The 17,903-nt window shown below is 64.5% G+C and carries 16 protein-coding genes; 6 read left to right on the top strand and 10 right to left on the bottom strand.

What is annotated here, in order from left to right:
- Positions 1-235: 235 nt before the first annotated feature.
- From ACLE20_RS11150 to ACLE20_RS11135, 4 genes are all read right to left on the bottom strand, one after another.
- The gene (locus ACLE20_RS11150; RefSeq protein WP_410940357.1) at positions 236-1,216 is read right to left on the bottom strand and encodes a complex I NDUFA9 subunit family protein; all 981 of its coding nucleotides are present in this window, start codon (positions 1,214-1,216) and stop codon (positions 236-238) included.
- Positions 1,217-1,360: 144 nt separating this feature from the next.
- Positions 1,361-1,648, bottom strand: a complete 288-nt coding sequence (locus ACLE20_RS11145) for a DUF1330 domain-containing protein (protein WP_410940356.1) — start codon at positions 1,646-1,648, stop codon at positions 1,361-1,363.
- Between the two features lie 57 nt (positions 1,649-1,705).
- The gene (gene pyrF, locus ACLE20_RS11140; protein ID WP_410940355.1) at positions 1,706-2,419 is read right to left on the bottom strand and encodes an orotidine-5'-phosphate decarboxylase; all 714 of its coding nucleotides are present in this window, start codon (positions 2,417-2,419) and stop codon (positions 1,706-1,708) included.
- Positions 2,420-2,649: 230 nt separating this feature from the next.
- Complete coding sequence (locus tag ACLE20_RS11135; RefSeq protein WP_410940354.1) at positions 2,650-2,961, bottom strand: hypothetical protein; 312 nt, start codon at positions 2,959-2,961, stop codon at positions 2,650-2,652.
- Positions 2,962-3,098: 137 nt separating this feature from the next.
- Between ACLE20_RS11135 and ACLE20_RS11130 the strand changes: the two genes are divergently transcribed.
- Positions 3,099-3,758, top strand: coding sequence for a peroxiredoxin (locus tag ACLE20_RS11130; protein WP_410940353.1), 660 nt, complete (start codon positions 3,099-3,101; stop codon positions 3,756-3,758).
- A 325-nt stretch (positions 3,759-4,083) separates the two neighbouring features.
- On the opposite strand, the gene ACLE20_RS11125 is transcribed toward ACLE20_RS11130, so the two are convergent.
- The 6 genes from ACLE20_RS11125 to ACLE20_RS11100 form a co-directional block, all read right to left on the bottom strand.
- Positions 4,084-5,166, bottom strand: coding sequence for an ABC transporter ATP-binding protein (locus tag ACLE20_RS11125; RefSeq protein ID WP_410940352.1), 1,083 nt, complete (start codon positions 5,164-5,166; stop codon positions 4,084-4,086).
- 8 nt (positions 5,167-5,174) lie between these two features.
- Complete coding sequence (locus tag ACLE20_RS11120) at positions 5,175-7,424, bottom strand: glycoside hydrolase family 2 protein (RefSeq protein WP_410940351.1); 2,250 nt, start codon at positions 7,422-7,424, stop codon at positions 5,175-5,177.
- 10 nt (positions 7,425-7,434) lie between these two features.
- On the bottom strand, positions 7,435-8,262 hold the full coding sequence (locus ACLE20_RS11115) for a carbohydrate ABC transporter permease (protein ID WP_410940350.1): 828 nt from the start codon (positions 8,260-8,262) through the stop codon (positions 7,435-7,437).
- Positions 8,259-9,155 carry a carbohydrate ABC transporter permease gene (locus ACLE20_RS11110; RefSeq protein ID WP_410940349.1) on the bottom strand — a complete coding sequence of 299 codons (897 nt, stop codon included), beginning with the start codon at positions 9,153-9,155 and terminating at the stop codon, positions 8,259-8,261. The genes ACLE20_RS11115 and ACLE20_RS11110 overlap by 4 nt, the downstream gene beginning before the upstream one ends.
- 330 nt (positions 9,156-9,485) lie before the next feature.
- Positions 9,486-10,754, bottom strand: coding sequence for an ABC transporter substrate-binding protein (locus ACLE20_RS11105; RefSeq protein WP_410940348.1), 1,269 nt, complete (start codon positions 10,752-10,754; stop codon positions 9,486-9,488).
- Between the two features lie 113 nt (positions 10,755-10,867).
- Positions 10,868-11,920, bottom strand: coding sequence for a LacI family DNA-binding transcriptional regulator (locus tag ACLE20_RS11100; protein ID WP_410940347.1), 1,053 nt, complete (start codon positions 11,918-11,920; stop codon positions 10,868-10,870).
- 417 nt (positions 11,921-12,337) lie between these two features.
- Between ACLE20_RS11100 and ACLE20_RS11095 the strand changes: the two genes are divergently transcribed.
- From ACLE20_RS11095 to ACLE20_RS11075, 5 genes are all read left to right on the top strand, one after another.
- Positions 12,338-13,444: a BMP family ABC transporter substrate-binding protein gene (locus ACLE20_RS11095; RefSeq protein WP_410940346.1), complete on the top strand. Its 1,107-nt coding sequence runs from the start codon at positions 12,338-12,340 to the stop codon at positions 13,442-13,444.
- Positions 13,445-13,532: 88 nt separating this feature from the next.
- Complete coding sequence (locus tag ACLE20_RS11090; RefSeq protein ID WP_410940345.1) at positions 13,533-14,648, top strand: ABC transporter permease; 1,116 nt, start codon at positions 13,533-13,535, stop codon at positions 14,646-14,648.
- Positions 14,645-15,562, top strand: a complete 918-nt coding sequence (locus tag ACLE20_RS11085; RefSeq protein ID WP_410940344.1) for an ABC transporter permease — start codon at positions 14,645-14,647, stop codon at positions 15,560-15,562. Before ACLE20_RS11090 ends, ACLE20_RS11085 begins: the two co-directional genes overlap by 4 nt.
- 28 nt (positions 15,563-15,590) lie before the next feature.
- Entirely contained in the window at positions 15,591-16,364 is a 774-nt protein-coding gene (locus ACLE20_RS11080) for a cysteine hydrolase family protein (RefSeq protein ID WP_410940343.1), read from the top strand.
- Entirely contained in the window at positions 16,361-17,902 is a 1,542-nt protein-coding gene (locus tag ACLE20_RS11075; RefSeq protein WP_410940342.1) for an ABC transporter ATP-binding protein, read from the top strand. Before ACLE20_RS11080 ends, ACLE20_RS11075 begins: the two co-directional genes overlap by 4 nt.
- The last annotated feature ends 1 nt before the right edge of the window (position 17,903 follow it).

Here is a 17,903-nt window from a genome sequence, read left to right as displayed (position 1 = left end):
ACTCTGCCTTTCGAGATGACGAGACGGCGTCCTTGCCACGGTCAGGTGGCCAAGCGGCGCGGCCCTCGTCTAAGTCGAGGGACCATGACGATCAATAGCGCGACATGTTGAATCGCTGGTAAAGGCCAAGAGCAATTTTGCACTGCGGCAGAACTGCAACTGTCAGCCTCACACAACGCAAAACGCCGCCAGCAGAGCGGGCGGCGTTGCCTTAGTCTTATGGTGGTGCAGAGCCTCAGGCGGCCTTGCCGGAGCGGGTATATTGCCCCTGCGGCCTGTAACGCACGAGGTAGGAAGGCAGGATCGCTTCGACCAGCGTCGGCTCGATGCCGAAAGCCTTGAAGGTGCGGCCTTCTTGCTCGGCGTTCTTCGAGACGACATTGTCCTTCTTGAGCAGCGTCACCTGATCGGGGGTGAGCGGCGGCGTGATGAGCGGGATCAGCGAGGCGACGCTGCCGATGAGCGAAGCGATGCCGAAGGGCAGCGAGACGAAGCCGCGCTTGCGGTCGATCGCCGCGAGCATCCGCTCCAAGCATTCGCGGAAGGTCAGTACTTCCGGCCCGCCCAGTTCGTAGATCCGGCCCTTCTCCACCTTGCCTTCGATCGCGCGCGCCACTGCCTCGGCCACATCGGCCACATAGACCGGCTGGAAGGCGGTCTTGCCGCCGCCGATCAGCGGCAGGGCCGGCGCAAAGCGGGCCATTTCAGCAAATTTGTTGAAGAACCCATCCTCGGGGCCGAAGACGATCGACGGCCGAAGGATCACCGCATCCGGCTTGATCTCAAGAATGGCCTTTTCGGCGCGGCCTTTGGTGCGGGCATAGGCGGCCTCGCCCTTCTCGTCCGCGCCGATGGCGGAGATATGGGTCAGCGACGCGCCGGCCGCGCGCGCGGCCTCGGCCACGGCCTTGGCGCCGAATTCCTGCACGCTGTCGAAGGTGTTGCGGCCGGCCTCGAACAGAATGCCGACGCAATTGACGACATGATCGGCGTCGCGAACGGCGGCGTCGATCGAGCCGCGGTGGCGCAGGTTCGCCTGGACGAAGGAGATCTGTCCGACATTGCCGAGCGGCTGCAGGAAGAAGGCGAGGTCCGGCCGGCGAACGGCGACACGAATGCGGAAGCCGCGCCGGGCGAGCGCCCGCACCACATGCCGACCGACGAAGCCGGAACCGCCGAAAACGGTGACGAGCGGAGGAAGATTGGCAAGGGTCATGGGGGCGCGCTCCGAGAAATGGGCCTGATCGTGTCCGCTACATAGCTCAAGCCGGGGCGGCCGGAAAGCCTTGTCGCTCGGCCCTTTGCCGCACCCGCCCCGCAGCCGCCGAAAGCGATGCCGAGGATGTGCGCCGACTTTCGCTCAGACGCCTTCCACCACCACCATCTCCGCATCCGCCACCTCTTGGCGGATCGCGGCGGCGCGCTGATAGTCGGGCGAGTTGTAACAATCGACGGCGGCCTGCAGCGAGGGAAACTCGATGACGACATTGCGCCCCCGCGCCGTGCCTTCCAGGGGCTGAAACGGCCCGCCGCGGGCGAGAAACACCGCGCCATAGCGCTCGAAGGCGGGCTTGGCGGCGGCCACATAATCCTTGTAGCGCTCCGCATCGCGCACATCGACGCGGGCGATCCAATATCCCTTGGCCATGGTCAGTCTCCTCCTCGGTTGTCTGTTCGTCGACGCACCTCGGCATCGACGATGGATTCAATTGTTGGACGGCCAGGCAGCGCGGCGCATGTCGTCGAGAATGGCGCGGGTCGCCGCACGCGGATCCTCCGCCTTGACGATCGGCCGGCCGACCACAAGGTGGCTCGCGCCGGCAACGATCGCATCATAGGGTGTCACCACGCGTTTCTGGTCACCATGATCGGCGCCGACCGGGCGGATACCGGGTGTGACGACCGCGAGATCCGGCCCGACCGTGGCGCGCACGGCCTCAGCCTCGGCGGCCGAGCAGACGATGCCGCCCATGCCCGCCGCGCGGGCCTGGGCAGCGCGGGAGAGGACCAGCGCCTCCGGCGTGTCGCGATAGCCGGCCTCGATGAGGTCCGCGGCATCCATCGAGGTGAGCACGGTGACCCCGAGCAGGCAGAGGCCGGAGCCCTTTGCGGCCTCCACTGCTGCCGCCATCGCCTTCGGATAGGCGTGCAGGGTCAGCATGAACACGCCCATCCGCGCGATCTGCTCGACGCCCTTGGCAACCGTATTGTCGATATCGAGCAGCTTCATGTCGAGGAAGACGCGCTTGCCCTCGGCCGTCAGCTGGCGCGCGAGCTCAAGACCGCCGACGAAGGCCAGCTGATAGCCGATCTTGTAGACCCGTCCCGCATCGCCCACCTGGTCGACGATCGCGCGTGCCTCCTCCACGCTCGGCACGTCGAGCCCAATGATCAAGCGGTCCTCTGCACTGTCCCTCATGGCGCGCCCTTCTTCGTCCTTTTTTGTCCCCTCGCATGCGCGCGGCAGAGCTGCAACCGAAAAGCGCCGGCGCTTATGGCGCCGCCGGACCATTCAAGGCGGGATAGCTGCCATAGACGATGACGGCGATGATCAGGACGGCGGCGGCGAGAAGGACGAGATAGCGCATCCCCATGGGAGCTCTCCGGCAAAGCCCGCCAACCGCCGGGCCGCAGCAGGGTTCCCGCCGCCTAATGCAGCGCGCGGGCCCAGGCGGCATAGGGCGTGTTGGCCGCCATATGGCGGTTATAGTCGGGCGCGCCATCCTCCCACCAGACCGGACCACGTTCGCCGAGACCGCGCTTGGCCGCATCGACCGCCCGGCGCGCTGCGGCGAGCCGCTCCGGGTCGCCCTTTGCCGCCCGCACCGCGCGGCGCGCCGCCATCAGGCCGCGGACCAGCCGCTGGCGCTCCTCCTCCGGCAGGCGTGGATCGCTCAGGCGCCAGAGCCGGCCTTTCACGAGAAAGTAGCGCCCATCCGGCGTCCTCGGATGCTCGGTCACATCTCGCTCTCTCTCGTTCCAAAAGCGCGAAAACGAGAGCAAGGCGACCAGTGTTCCGGCGCTGAAAAGAAAACGCTATTCCTTGATCCCTGCAAACGATGGTGCAAGGTTTGCCGCAAAACAGGAAAGGACGCATCATGAGCTTGCGGATCAACGATATCGCCCCCGATTTCCACGCCGAGACGAGCCAGGGGCCCATCGACTTTCATGAGTGGATCGGCGATGGCTGGGCCGTTCTCTTCTCGCATCCGAAGAACTTCACCCCCGTCTGCACGACCGAGCTCGGCACCATGGCAGGGCTGGAAGGCGAATTCCGCAAGCGCGGCGTCAAGATCATCGGCATCTCCGTCGATCCGGTCGAAAGCCATGAGCGCTGGAAGAGCGATATCCGCACCGCCACCGGCTTCGATGTCGAATATCCGCTGATCGGCGACAAGGATCTCAAGGTCGCCAAGCTCTACGACATGCTGCCTGCCGGCGCCGGCGACAGTTCGGAAGGTCGCACGCCCGCCGACAACGCGACCGTGCGCTCGGTCTTCGTCATCGGTCCGGACAAGAAGATCAAGCTCATCCTCACCTATCCGATGACGACGGGCCGCAACTTCGACGAGATCCTGCGCGCGATCGACTCGATCCAGCTGACCAGCAAGCACCAGGTGGCGACCCCCGCCAACTGGAAACAGGGCGACGACGTGATCATCACCGCCGCCGTCTCCAACGAAGACGCCATCACCCGCTTCGGCAGCTACGACGCAGTGCTCCCCTACCTGCGCAAGACCCGCCAGCCGGGCGCGTGATCGAGGCTCGGCGAGCTGAGGGAAGAAAACCCTTCGGCCTGCCGGTCTTCGGATCACGTCCCTTTCTGGCCTTTCTGTTTGGACCGGCGAGCCCGTCTGGCCATACAGATTAGAGGTGGCAAAGACCCCCTCTGGCCTGCCGGCCATCTCCCCCACAAGGGGGGAGAGACCGTGGGGCAGCCGCTCGCCAAGCCGTTCACCGACCTAGCTGCGATCTCTGTTGGTTCACTCCTCGTGGGAGCGCACCTCTAGGTTTCTCCCCCCTTGTGGGGGAGATGGGCGGCAGCCCAGAGGGGGTCTTCTCGACGCCCAGCCCGACTCTCGCCTACCGAATCCGCACCCCATCCTCCGCAAACAGCAGCGCGCGTGCGGGATCGAACCCCACCCGCAGCACCTCGCCGGCCTTCAAGCTGCGGCCATTGCGGGTGGTGACGATGATCGCTTCGCCGGAGGCGGAGCGGCCATAGGCGAAGGTTTCGCCGCCCAAGTGCTCGAACATGTCGATGGTGATGGGCAGGCTTTCTGCGTGGTCGTCGCTGAAATGCTCCGGGCGTATGCCCAGCTTGACCGGCGTGCCGGCGGCGGGCACGGCGCTCGCAAGCGGCACGGCGACTTCCTTGTCGGCAAAACCGTCGAGCCGGACGAGGGCGCGCCCTCCCTCCGCCCCGGTCACGCGGCCGGAGAAGACGTTCATCTTCGGCGAGCCGATGAAACCGGCCACGAAGAGATTGGCGGGATCATCGTAAAGATCGAGCGGCGCACCGACCTGCTCCACCCGGCCGGCCCGGAGCACGACGATCTTGTCGGCGAGCGTCATCGCCTCCACCTGGTCGTGCGTCACATAGATGATCGTCGCCTTCAGTTCCTTGTGCAGCCTGGCGATCTCGACGCGCATATGCACGCGCAGTTCCGCATCGAGGTTCGACAGCGGCTCGTCGAACAAGAAGACGTCCGGCTCGCGCACGATCGCCCGGCCGATGGCGACCCGCTGGCGCTGGCCGCCGGAGAGCGCCTTCGGCTTGCGGTCCATCAGCGCGCCGAGTTCGAGGATCTTCGCCGCCGCATCGACGCGTTTGGCGATTTCCGCCTTGTCCATTCCGGCGAAACGCAGCGCGAAGCCCATATTTTCCCTGACCGTCATATGCGGGTAGAGCGCATAGGACTGGAACACCATGGCAATGCCGCGCCTCGACGGATCGACATCGTTCATCACTTGGCCGCCGATCGTCAGCCTGCCCGAGGAGATATCCTCGAGCCCGGCGATCATGCGCAAAAGCGTTGATTTTCCGCAGCCCGACGGGCCGACGAAGACGACGAACTCGCCCGATTTGAGATCGAGATCCACGCCCTTGATGACGTCGAGGGCGCCGAATGTCTTGCGGATGCCTGAAAGCGTGACGTCGGCCATGGTGCTCCTCAGGCGCTGACGGTGAAGGTGACGGTCTGGTCGGCAAAGGCGGCGCAGGCGGCATGAAGCGTGATGGTGCCGGCCTCATCGCCCGCCTCCAGCCAGAAGCCGGTGACCCCGCCCTTGAAGCTCTGCAACGACGGGCCGATGATCCGCCCCGGCCCTTCCAGCGTGAACTGCACCGGTTCCTCAAAAAAGGGCAGGATATTGCCGGATTGGTCGAGCGCCCGCACTATCACCCGCACGGCATCCTTCTCCCCGGCTTTCAGCGCCGTGTCGTCCGGCGCGACTTCGAGCGTCGTCGGTACCGGATCGGCCGGCAGAGTGATGGTTTTGACCGGCTTGCCGTCGACGAAACCGGTGATGACCCCCTCGCGCCAGATCCGCCCCCAGGTCCCGAATTCCGATGGCGTGACGGTGCGCAGGTCGAGGATGACGGGGGGATGGGCGAGATGGGGATAGGTGTCGCGGTCGGGCTCGACGCGCTTGGCATCGAAGTCGCCGAACTTGATCTCCACATAATCGCAGTTGGTGAGGATGATCAGCGGCAGGACGCCGCCGATATTGCGCTCGCCGCGCGCCCAGTAGGTCACGGGCTGGAGCACAACGTTCTTCTCCGGCTCGCCCTGCGAGGCGTAGGCATAGGCGGCGAATTTCGGCTCGCGGAAAGTATCGAGCACGCCGTGATAGCAGATCCGGTCGCCCGAGCCGAAATCCTTATGGGTGTTGTAGTCGAACATGCACCAGCCGGTGGAGCCGGAGATGTCCTCGCGGCCGGCGACGGCATCGAGGATCAGCAGGTGTCTCGTCACATGTTCGGCCTGGCGCTGCTCCTGGTCGAAGCGCTTGGTCGGATACATGTGGCCGTTATATTCGGTGATCATATAGGGGATCGGCTTGGTGATCCCGGTCGTTTCCACCCGGTCGCGCAGCACGATCCGCCCGCGATTGTTGCCCGGCATCTCCTCCTGGCCGAGGATGAAGTCGTTCATCGTGTAGACGTCTTCGAGCAGCTCGGAATTGGTGATGAAGCGCACGCCGCCGGTCTGGCGGGTGGAATCGAGCGCCCGCGCGACGCGATTGGTCTCGGCGTAGAAGTCGTGGTCGTCCTGGCTCTCATTGATGCGCACGCCCCAGATGATGATCGAGGGGTGGTTCCAGTCGCGCTCGATCATGCGGCGGACATTGTCCACCGACTCCTTCTTCCAGGTCTCGCCGCCAATATGCTGCCAGCCGGGAATTTCCTCGAAGACCAGGAGGCCGATCTCGTCGCAGCGGTCGATGAAGCTTTTCGCCTGCGGATAATGCGAGGTGCGCACGATGTTGCAGGCGAGATCGAATTTGAGGATCTCGGCGTCCTTTTCCTGCGCGCGCCTTCCCATGGCATAGCCGGAATAGGGCCAGGCCTGGTGGCGGTTGAGCCCGCGCAGCTTGAGAGGCCGGCCATTGAGCAGGAAGCCGGTCGGCGTGAACTCCGCCGTGCGAAAACCGAAGCGGCTGGAGAGCGCATCATTCGCCTCCGGCCCTTCGAGCGTCACCGTCAGGCTGTAGAGCACGGGAGTGTCGATGTCCCAAAGCGACAGGCCCGTGAGGCCGGAAAGGGTCAGCAGCGTCGAAGCGCCGGCAACCGGTGCACTCACCTCCTTGACCAGCGCACCGTCGGCGTCGGTGAGCCGCGCCGTCAGCGTGCCGGAGAGCGGCTTGCCGTCCGGATTGGCCAGATCGGCACGCACGGTCACCGTCTTCGTGTCCGACAGTGCATCCGGCGTCTCGATCTTCAGCCTGGCAATCGAGACCGGGCTTGTTACCTTGAGCCAGACGTCGCGATAGATGCCGGCATAGCAGAGATAGTCGATCATGCCGCCAAAGGGCGGGATCTCCGGGTTCTCCGACCCGTCGATCTTGACGGTCAGCAGATTGTCGCCCGGTCTCAGATGGTCGGTCAGCCGCGCCTCGAAGGGCGTATAGCCGTCCTTGTGGGCGATGATCGGCGTGCCGTTGAGGAAGACCTCGCTATCGGCCATGGCGCCGTCGAAGACGAGCGAAACCTCCTTTCCGGCAAAAGCCTCATCCCAGGCGATCGTCTTTTGATAGGTGAAGGCCTTCTGGTAGCGGGTCTCGTCAAAGTAATTATAGGGCAGCTCCACAGCCGTGTGCGGCAGGCGCACGGTCTCCCCCTCAATCGGCGCGCCTGCGCGGGCGCGGTCGAAACCCTCCGCGAAGATCCAGTTGGCGTTGAAGCGGTCAAACTTGCGCATTGTCGACGTCCTATTTCACAGAACCGAGCATGCCGGCCACGAACTGGCGCTGCATGAGGAAGAAAACGAAGAGGGTGGGAAGGGTGGCGAGGATGACGCCGATCATGACGACGCCGAAATCAGGGTAATAGGCGGAGGCGAGCGAGGAGACGACGAGGGTGATCGTCTTCGTCTCGTTCGATTGCAGCACGATCAGCGGCCAGAGATAGTTGTTCCAGCTGGTCATGAAGACGATGACGAAGGCCGCCGCATAGGTGGAGCGCATCACCGGCACGTAGATGTAGAGGAAGATCTGCCACTCCTTCAGCCCATCCACCTTGGCTGCGTCACGCAGCTCGGTCGGGAAGGCCTTGGTCGCTTGTCGGAAGTAGAAGATGATGAAGGCGGAGGCGATCGACGGAAGCAGGATCGCCACATGCGTGTTGATGAGCCCGGCCCGCCCCATCATCATGAAGAGCGGGATCATCAGCGCCGCGAAGGGCACCATCAGGGTGAGCAGCACCAGCGAATAGATCCGGTCGCGCATCTTCGAGCGGAACATCTCGAAGCCATAGCCGGCAAGCGAGGAGACGATGATGGTCAGCACCGTCGTCAGCACCGCCACCTTGGCCGAGTTCCAGAAGACGAGCGGCACATCCACCTGCGTGAAGAAGTTCGCGATATTGGTGGACAGTGCACCGCCGAAACTGACCTTGCCCTTGATGATGTCGATCGAGGAATTGGTGGCCGAGATCAGCATCCAGATGAAGGGGAAGATGGAGAGGAAGGCGGCGACGCTGAGCGCCACATAGGTCAAGAAACGCGGCAGGCTCAGAGAGGTGACGGCGGTCCGGCTCATGTGCGGTCCCTCGCGGCATAGAATTGCAGGAAGGAGAGCACCGCCACCATGACGACGATGACGTAGGAGACGGTCGCCGCATAGCCGAAGCTCGGCATGTAGCGGAAGGTGAGATTGTAGATGTAGAGCGAGAGCGTGATCGTCGCATCCGCCGGCCCGCCCTTGCCCTCGGTCAGGTTGTAGACCTCGTCGAAGAGCTGGATCGTGCCGATCGTCGAAATGATGGTGGTGAAGAGGATCACAGGTTTGAGCATGGGCACGGTCAGGTAGGTGAAGCGCGCCCAGGCCGGCACGCCGTCGATGCGGGCGGCCTCGTAGATCGAGCGGTCGATGTTCTGCAGCGCCGCCAGGTAGAAGATCATGTTGTAGCCGGTCCAGCGCCAGGTAATGGCGATGATGACCAGCACCTTGGCCCAGAAGGGCTCGGTCAACCAGCCGATCGGCGAGGCGATGAGGCCGATGCCCATCAGCGCCTGGTTGATGACGCCATCGACCGAGAACATGCTCTTGAACAGCACCGAGTAGGCGACCAGCGAGGCGACGCAGGGCAGGAAGATCGCGGTGCGGAAGAAGCCTGAGAATTTCAGCCGCTCGGTGTTGAGCAGCGAGGCAAGCATCAGCGCCAGCAGGATCATGATCGGCACCTGCACGACGAAGAAGATCGTCGTGTTGGTCAGCGCCTTCAGGAAGACCGGGTCGTTCGACAGGCGGACGATGTTTCCGAAGCCTGCAAACTTCATCATCATGCCCTTGCCGGAGAAGAAGGACAGATAGAGCGAGCGGAAGATCGGGTAGACGAGGAAGGTGGCAATCAGGATCAGCGCGGGGGCGATGAACAGCCAGCCGTTGACATCATAATAGCGCTTGAGGCCGTGGGTGTTCGCGGTGGCCATGGGAAAGATTCCGGCGTTGGATCATGGGATATCGAGGCCGAGGGGAAGTCCCCCTCTGGCCTGCCGGCCATCTCCCCCACAAGGGGGGGGAGAGACCATGAGGCGCGCGCCTGCCCAAAAGCGTTGAAGGGAGACAAGTCCTTTCCTCGCAGGATGACGCCTTGCGAAGGATCGCTCTGTGGTTCCAGGCTGCGGTCAGAGCGAGGGGGTTCGGCTCGGTCTCTCCCCCCTTGTGGGGGAGATGGCCGGCAGGCCAGAGGGGGTCTTTGTCGCCTCCGTCGGCGGGCAAGAGGCGGTTTCTCTCTTACCCGCTGATAGGAAGCACAAAGACTACTGGATCTGCCCTTCCGCCTGGGACTGGATCTCCGTCAGCACCTGATCCACCTGGGCGCCCTGGGCGAGCGAGGGAAGGTGGGCGGTGACGGCCGTGTCCACTTCGTTGGTGAAGACGCCGTAATTGACGGCGGGGACCTTGGAGAGCCAGTCGGAGAAGCTCTGCCAGACTTTTTCGCCGCCGAAGAAGCTGTCAGCTTCCATATAGGCGTCGCCCGTACGGGCGGCGAGCAGCGAGCCGACGGCGCCGCGCTCGGTGAGGATCTTCTGGTAGAAGCTCACATCCTTGGCATAGACGGTGTTGAGGAAGTCGATCGCCTCATCCTTCTCCGCCGAGCTTTCCATCACATACCAGCTGGAGCCGCCGAGGTTGGAGGCCTGGCTCGCGCCGTCGATGCCGAGGCTCGGGATCGGCGCCACGCCCCATTTGCCGGCCTGGTCGGCCTGCGCCTTGACCGTGCCGGTGATCCAGACGCCCGTCACCATCGAGGCGACATCGCCGGAGGTGAAGGTGCTGACCCAGTCGGTCCAGCCTGACGCGGTCTTGACGACGCCGCCCTGCAGCATCTTCTGCTGCACCTCGAGCGCGGCCTTCAGCGCCGTGTTCTTCTCGATGTTGAGGCCGCCTTCGCTGTCGAAATACCACTGACCGCCGGACTGCATGAGAATGCGGGTGAAGCCGGCATCGGTGACATCGAGCCCGATCATCTTCTTGCCGGTCTTGGCCTCGACCTGTTTGCCGATCTCGATGAACTTGTCCCAGGTGAGGTTCTGCATGTCTTCCGGCTTGTAGCCCGCCTGCTCCAGATAGTCGCGGCGATAGAAGAGGCCGGTGACGCCGGTGTCGAAGGGCATGCCATAGGTCTTGCCCTCGACGGTCATCAGATTGACCTTGTAGGGGGCGAAGCCGGAATAATCGACCTTGCCGGTCATGTCGGCAAAGGCGCCGGGGAAGGACTGAAGATATTTCTGCGCGCCGTAATCCTCGATCAAGACGATATCCGGCAGCGCGTCGGTGGTATTGGAGGAGAGCGCGGTCTGCAGCTTCTGCTCCACATCGGCCTTGGCGAAGTCGACAATGTTGAAGGTCGTATCCGGATGCTGCGCGGTGTAGCGCTCGCCCGCTTCCTTCATGATGGCAACGTTGAAGTTCGGGTCCCAGCACCAGATGGTGACTTCACCGGCAAAAGCGGCTGAGGCCGAAAGCAGGCCGGCTCCGGCCAGCGCCGTTGTGGCCAGCCGGCGCAATAGCGTCGAACGATCCATGTTTTCCTCCCTTGATGACGACAGCTCCACCTGTCTGGCGGCAACTATCGGGGAGAAACACAAAAGGCGCAACAGAAAATTTAGTAAATATTTATTGCAGCTGCGAAGAGCACTCAGCCCGGCTTGCGGCAGCTTTCACGCCAGATGATTTCGGTCGGGATCGAGACGTGCTTGGCATAGCTGCGCCCCTGCAGCCGCTCGATCAGGAGATCCACCGCCGCCTCGCCAATATGCTCGCCATGGATCCGCACGGTGGAGAGCGGCGGGTTCAGGAACTGGGCAACGGGGATGTCGTTGAAGGAGACGACGGCGATATCGTCCGGCACGGATAGCCCAGCCTCCCGCACCGCGCGATAGGTGCCGATCGCCACATTGTCATTGGCCGTCAGGATGATATCGGGCCGCACATCGCGGGCAAGAGCCTCGCGCGCCAGCCGGTAGCCGGTTTCGAGCCGCAGGTTCTGGCCGGAATTGCAGCCATCCCCCAGCACCAGAAGAGCGGGGTCGAAGGTGCCGCGCTCCTTCTGCCAGCTCATATAGGCCCGGCAGCGACGCTCGGCGAAGGGCAGGATCTCGCCGTCCAGATGTTCATGGCTGCCGATGAAGGCGATGCGCTGGTAACCGAGTGCCGCGATCTGGTCGAGAAGGCGCTGCGTCGCAGCATGAAGATCGCTATGGGCGCAGTCGAGATGGTCTTCCGGCGGCACGAAATCGGCAAAGACAAGGTGGCGGCACTGGGCCTCCAGCCAGGCGGTCTCGCGTTGCGACTGCTTGCCGATGGCGATCACCCCGGAGGCGCCGTCGAGCACTGCCGGATCCGGCGGTGAATCGGCATGGAAGACCTTGACGATGTCGGCCTTCAGCTCGCGGCATCGGTTCTCGATGCCGAGCCGCACGCCGATATAATAGGGATCGGCCACCTCGTCCGAGAGGGGCAGGAAATGCACGATGACGAGGCGGACCGGCGCGAGCAGCTGGGCCGGCGGCGCAACGATCTGCCCGCGCTGGCGGTTTCGCGGCGTCGCATAGTTCAGCGCCTCGGCCGTCTCGATGATCGCCTGACGCTTGGCGACCGAGATCGACAGTGCCGGATCGTAGTTCAGCACGCGCGACACCGTGGCGGAGGAGACGCCGACGGCCTTGGCAATTTCCTTGATCGTGACCATGAACGCTGTTTCAATGTCTGACCGCGATGGGCTCGCGGAAGGATCGGCACCGCGATCAGTAAAAATTTACTTCACCGCAAGGCTCTTTATGACGGAGGTGCGGGGGAATGCCAAGCTGAGCAGGAGGGCAACCGCCAAAATCCCGAGAAAATCTGCGCCCGGTCTCCGTCCAGCATGCGCCACTGTATGCAACAAGGCTGCTTGTGACTAAAAAATGAACAATTCTGGTGCGAAGTGCGGAAATTGTGCAGAGTTGGTCTGGCCTTCGCGCACCAGCAAATTGAGGTCTTCCCGAAAAACGAATGTAAGTCGAGAGCTTAGGGGGCCCGGTGTCCTCAGCTCTCGTCTGGCATATAATTTGCGAGACTGGTTTCCGAAGAGCCGGCGCATGGGGCGCGGCTTGTCGGAGGTCCCTTCATGCCTGCCTTTGAACTATCCCGCCGCTCGCTCTTGAAAACCGGTGCCGCCGGGCTTGCCGCCGCCACCCTGCCCCTCTCCTTCGCGCGCGCCCAGTCGGCCGTCACCGTCGGCATCGTCTATGTCGGCCCGCGCGACGATTTCGGCTGGAACCAGGCGCATGCGGTGGCGGTCGAGGCGTTGAAACAGGTCGAGGGCGTGACCGTCATCGAGGAAGAGAACGTTCCAGAGACGGATGCCGTGTCGAAGTCGATGGAGTCGATGATCAATATCGACGGCGCCAATCTGATCCTCGCCACCTCCTTCGGTTACTACAAGCCCTTCGTCCTCGATGCCGCCAAGAAATATCCGGACACGCAGTTCCGCCATGCCGCGCCGCTCTGGAGCAAGGACAGCGATCCGGCCAATGCCGGCTCCTATTTCCCCTATCTGAACCAGGCCCATTATGTGGACGGCGTCGCCGCCGGCCTCTCGGCCCCTTCGGGCAAGATCGGATTCGTCGCGGCCAAGCCCATCCCCTCGGTGCTCTCCAACATCAATTCCGTCCTACTCGGCGCCCGCAGCGTCAATCCCAACGCCACCGTCCGGGTGATCTTCACCGGCGAGTGGTCGCTGCCCGTGCGCGAGGCGGAAGCCACCAACGCTCTGGTCGATGCCGGCTGCGAGGTGATCACCTGCCATGTGGACAGCCCCAAGGTGGTCATCGAGACGGCCGAAGGGCGCGGCGTGAAGACCTGCGGCCACAATGCCTCGCAGGCGCCGCTCGCGCCGAAGGGCTTCATCACCGGCGCGGAATATAAGTGGGAGACGATCTACAAGTCCTATGCGGCCGACATCGCTGGCGGCAAGACCCTGCCGAACTTCCTGGTCGGCGGCTTCGACAAGGACATGCTCCAGAACACCGCCTATGGCGCCGGCGCGACGCCGGAGGCGATCAAGGCGGCGGATGCCGCCCGCGCCGCCCTCGTCAAGGGCGAGCCAATCTACAAGGGCACGCTGAAGGACAATACGGGCAAGGTCGTGGTCGACAAGACCTATGACAATTACGACCCCTATCTCGACGGCATGAACTGGCTCGTGGAGGGCGTGCAGGGCTCGATTACCTGATCGGATCCCCTGCCGACTTGCGCCATGGCCGGGGCGCCTGATCGCCCCGGTCACCTCTCCCCCTCTCCTTCCCCGCATGGAGACGCGCATGACCGTCACGCTCGACACCGCCGCTCCAGCGCGCGCCGCGCGCGGCCCCTCGATCGGCACCTTGAAATTCGCCGAGGCGATCCTGATCCCCGTCGGTGCCATTCTGGTCTCCGCCCTGCTCTTCGCCTTCTTCCTGCTGCTGCTCGGCAAATCGCCGCTGACCTTCTACGCGCTGATCTGGACCGGCGGCTTCGGCTCGGTATTCTCCTTTCAGAATACGCTGCAGCGCGCCGCACCCCTGATCCTCACCGGGCTTGCCTTCGCCATTCCCGCCCGTATCGGTCTGACGATGATCGGCGCGGAAGGGGCGCTGGTGCTCGGCGGGTTCTCTGCGGCGGCGGTGGCGATCCCGCTGGTCAGCGCCGCCGTGCCGCCGGTTCTCACCCTGCCGCTGATGGCATTGGCCGCCATGGCGGCCGGCGGCTTCTGGCTGGGACTCACCGGCTGGCTGCGCCATTATCGCGGCGTCAACGAGACCATCTCCTCGCTGCTCCTCTCCTATATCGCCATTGCCATCATGAACTTCTTCGTGGAAGGGGCGCTGCGCGATCCGGCCTCGGCCAACAAGCCCTCCACCATGCCGATCGGCGAGGCCTACAAGGTCGGCCCGATCCCGGGTACGGATGTGCATTGGGGGCTGGCGGCGGGCATCATCCTGGCGATCGGCCTGCATGTGCTGATGACGCGGACCACCTACGGCTTCGCCGCCCGCATGACCGGCGGCAATCCGCGGGCCGCGCAGGCCCAGGGCCTGCCGGTCGGCTTCCTGCTCGTCTCGGCCTGCGTGATTGCCGGCGCCTGCGCCGGTCTCGCCGGTTTCTACGAGGTGGCAGCCATCCATGGCCAAGCCAATGCTTCGCTGGTGGCGGGCTATGGCTTCACCGGCATCCTCGTCGCCTTCCTCGCCCGCCAGACGCCGATCGCCATCATCCCCGTCGCCATCCTGTTCGGCGCGCTCGCCGCAGCCGGCGGCATCATCCAGCGGCGCATGGGCCTGCCGGATGCCACCGTGCTCGTGCTGCAGGGGCTGATCTTCGTCGTGCTTCTGACCAGCGAGACCATGTATGGCCGCATCGGCTTCCTTCAGCCCCGCAGCCTGGAGACCCGCACATGAACGATCTTCTGGTCACCGCCCTCATCGCCATGCTCGGCGGCGCCATCCGCGTTTCGACCCCCTTCATGTTCGTGGCGCTCGGCGAATGCCTCACCGAGAAGTCGGGCCGCGTCAATCTGGGGCTCGAGGGCTCGCTGGTGCTCGGCGCCATGGTCGCCTATGCCGGCTCCTATCTCACCGGCAGCCCCTGGCTCGGGGTGATCGCTGCGGGGCTGGCCGGCATGGTGCTCGGCGCCATTCACGGCTTTCTCTGCCGCCTGCCGCGCGTCAACGACATGGCGGTCGGCATCGCCATCATGAGCTTCGGCACCGGCCTCGCCTTCTTCTTCGGCAAGCCCTTCATCCAGCCGAGCGCGCCACGGCTCGATGCCATTCCGCTCGGCGGCTGGACCGGCGATCCGCGGCTTGCCCAGGCGCTGGAGATCAACCCGCTCTTCTTCGTCGGCCTGGCGCTCGGCATCTTCCTCTGGTGGGCGCTCAACAACACCCGCTGGGGCCTGATCGTGCGCATGACCGGCGACAGTGCGGCCTCTGCCAAGGCGATGGGCGTCTCGGTCGATCTCGTCCGCTTCCTCGCTACCGCCACCGGCGGCTTCATGGCCGGTATCGGCGGCGCTTTCCTCTCCCTCTATTATCCCGGCTCCTGGAACCAGGGCCTCTCCTCGGGCCAGGGCCTGATGGCGGTGGCGCTGGTTATCTTCGCCCGCTGGAAGCCGCTGCGCTGCCTGGCCGCCGCCCTGCTCTTCGGCGCCGCCGGCGCGCTCGGGCCGGCTCTGCAGTCGATCGGCATCTCGCAGGGCTACTATTTCTTCAACGCCGCCCCCTACATCCTCACCCTCTTCATCATGATCGCCTCCGCCCAGTCGAAATCCGCCGCGCGCGAAGTGCCCGGCGAATTGTCGATCAACCGCTGACGCCCCACGCTTTCCAAGGGAGACCGCCATGGCAACGCCCAAACCCGACACATTGGACGAACGCATCGCCGCCGCGCTGGTGCCGGGCGGCACGGTGCTTGCCGCCGATCCCTATCCCTGGCCCTTCGATGGCGACTGGGGACCGCACAACACGGCGCTGATCGTCATCGACATGCAGACCGATTTCTGCGCGCCGGGCGGTTATGTCGACAGCATGGGCTATGATATTTCGCTGACCCGTGCGCCGATCGAGCCGATCCAGCGCGTGCTCGCCGCCATGCGGGGCGCCGGCTATTTCATCATTCACACCCGCGAGGGCCACAAGCCGGATCTCTCCGACCTTCCCGCCAACAAGCGTTGGCGCTCGCAGCGCATCGGCGCCGGCATTGGCGATCAGGGCCCCTGCGGCCGCATCCTGGTCCGCGGCGAGCCGGGCTGGGAGATCATCCCCGAATTGCAGCCGGAGCCGGGCGAGGCGATCATCGACAAGCCGGGCAAGGGGTCCTTCCTCGCCACCGACCTCGAGCTGACGCTCGCCACCCGCCGCATCCGCAATATCGTGCTCACCGGCGTCACCACCGATGTCTGCGTGCACACCACGATGCGCGACGCCAATGACCGCGGCTATGAATGCCTGCTGCTCGAGGATTGCTGCGCCGCCACCAAGCGCGAGAACCATCTGGCGGCCGTCGACATGATCAAGATGCAGGGCGGCGTTTTCGGCGCCGTGTCCAACTCCGCCGATTTCATCGCCGCCCTTCCCGCCGGCCGGCCCGGCGCGCTGAAGGGGGCTGCCGCATGAGCGCGCTGGCCGAAAGCTCCCTTCCCGCCCCCCGGGCGCCCTCGCTCACCGTCGCCGGCATGACCAAGACCTTCGGCCGCTTCACCGCGCTCGACAATGTCTCGCTTTCGGTCAAGGCCGGGTCCTTCCACGCCCTGCTCGGCGAAAACGGCGCTGGCAAGTCGACGCTCGTCAAATGCATCATGGGCTTCTACTCCCCCGATCGCGGCACGCTGACGCTCGACGGCACGCCGATCGAGGTGAAGAGCCCGCGCGATGCGCTGGCCCAGGGCATCGGCATGGTCTACCAGCATTTCACCCTGGTGCCCTGCCTGACGGCCGCCGAAAACCTCGTCATCTCGCGTGCCGATACGCCGGCGGTGATCGATTGGGCGAGAGAAAAGAAGACGCTCGCCGCCTTCATGGAGACCATGCCCTTCTCCGTGCCGCTCAACGCCCAGGTCTCCTCGCTCTCGGCCGGCGAAAAGCAGAAGCTCGAAATCCTCAAGCTGCTCTATCTCGGCCAGCGTTTCATGATCCTCGACGAGCCGACATCGGTGCTCACTCCCGGCGAGGCCGACGAGATGCTGGGCCTGCTGCGCGGCATGACCGAGCGCGGCGAGATCACCGTGCTGATGATTTCCCACAAGTTCCGCGAGGTCAAAAGCTTCTGTGACCATTTCACCGTGCTGCGCCGCGGCCGGCTGACCGGCGAGGGGGATGCGCAGGGCTCGAGCGTGGCCGAGATGAGCCGGATGATGATCGGCGATACGCAGGTGCGCGAACGCGCCGTGCGGGCCGTCGTCGAGAAGAAGCCGGACGTGCTCGATCTTGCCGGCATCTTTGCCGAGGACGAGCAGGGCCTGCCCGCCGTCCATGCGATCAACCTCAAGGTCAAGGGCGGCGAGGTAGTGGGCATTGCCGGCGTGTCGGGCAATGGCCAGAGCGCGCTGGTCGAGGTGCTCTCCGGCCAGAGGCCGATGACATCGGGCGAAATCCGCGTCAACGGCAAGGAGTTCCGCCCCAGGCGCGGCGATTTTGACCGGTTCAAGGTCTTCGGCCTGCCTGAAGAGCCCTTGAAGAATGCCACGGCGCCGCGGATGAGCGTGGCGGAGAACATCGCCTTTCGCACCTTCGACAAGCCGCCGATCACCCGCTTCGGCTGGTGGATGAGCCCGCGCATCCTGCGCCGCCATGGCGAGGCGCTGATCGCCCGCTACAATGTCCGCACCACCTCGCCGGATGCACCGATCGAGGCGCTGTCGGGCGGCAATGTGCAGCGCGCCGTGTTGGCGCGCGAGCTCTCCGGCGATGTCGACGTGCTGATCGTCGCCAATCCCTGTTTCGGGCTCGACTTCGCCTCCGTCGCCGATATCCGCTCGCAGATCATGGAGGCACGCAACCGCGGCGCGGCCGTGCTGCTGGTCTCGGAGGATCTGGACGAGATCCTGGAGCTCGCGGACCGGGTGGCGGTCATGTCCGGCGGGACGATCACCTATGTCGCGCCGATCGAGGAAACCGACCGCAACATCATCGGCCAGCATATGGCGGGGCATTGAG

The sequence above is a fragment of the Rhizobium sp. YIM 134829 genome, assembly GCF_046546455.1.
Note: the sequence above shows the minus strand (reverse complement) of the source record. Positions and strands in the feature narration are given on the sequence as shown.

Coding starts and splice junctions, on each gene's coding strand:
- ACLE20_RS11145 (WP_410940356.1), bottom strand. CDS start 1,648: ATGGCCAAGGGATATTGGATCGCCCGCGTCGATGTGCGCGATGCGGAG.
- ACLE20_RS11130 (WP_410940353.1), top strand. CDS start 3,099: ATGAGCTTGCGGATCAACGATATCGCCCCCGATTTCCACGCCGAGACG.
- ACLE20_RS11125 (WP_410940352.1), bottom strand. CDS start 5,166: ATGGCCGACGTCACGCTTTCAGGCATCCGCAAGACATTCGGCGCCCTC.
- ACLE20_RS11115 (WP_410940350.1), bottom strand. CDS start 8,262: ATGAGCCGGACCGCCGTCACCTCTCTGAGCCTGCCGCGTTTCTTGACC.
- ACLE20_RS11085 (WP_410940344.1), top strand. CDS start 14,645: ATGAACGATCTTCTGGTCACCGCCCTCATCGCCATGCTCGGCGGCGCC.
- ACLE20_RS11095 (WP_410940346.1), top strand. CDS start 12,338: ATGCCTGCCTTTGAACTATCCCGCCGCTCGCTCTTGAAAACCGGTGCC.
- ACLE20_RS11150 (WP_410940357.1), bottom strand. CDS start 1,216: ATGACCCTTGCCAATCTTCCTCCGCTCGTCACCGTTTTCGGCGGTTCC.
- ACLE20_RS11120 (WP_410940351.1), bottom strand. CDS start 7,424: ATGCGCAAGTTTGACCGCTTCAACGCCAACTGGATCTTCGCGGAGGGT.
- ACLE20_RS11100 (WP_410940347.1), bottom strand. CDS start 11,920: ATGGTCACGATCAAGGAAATTGCCAAGGCCGTCGGCGTCTCCTCCGCC.
- ACLE20_RS11090 (WP_410940345.1), top strand. CDS start 13,533: ATGACCGTCACGCTCGACACCGCCGCTCCAGCGCGCGCCGCGCGCGGC.
- ACLE20_RS11075 (WP_410940342.1), top strand. CDS start 16,361: ATGAGCGCGCTGGCCGAAAGCTCCCTTCCCGCCCCCCGGGCGCCCTCG.
- pyrF (WP_410940355.1), bottom strand. CDS start 2,419: ATGAGGGACAGTGCAGAGGACCGCTTGATCATTGGGCTCGACGTGCCG.
- ACLE20_RS11110 (WP_410940349.1), bottom strand. CDS start 9,155: ATGGCCACCGCGAACACCCACGGCCTCAAGCGCTATTATGATGTCAAC.
- ACLE20_RS11080 (WP_410940343.1), top strand. CDS start 15,591: ATGGCAACGCCCAAACCCGACACATTGGACGAACGCATCGCCGCCGCG.
- ACLE20_RS11105 (WP_410940348.1), bottom strand. CDS start 10,754: ATGGATCGTTCGACGCTATTGCGCCGGCTGGCCACAACGGCGCTGGCC.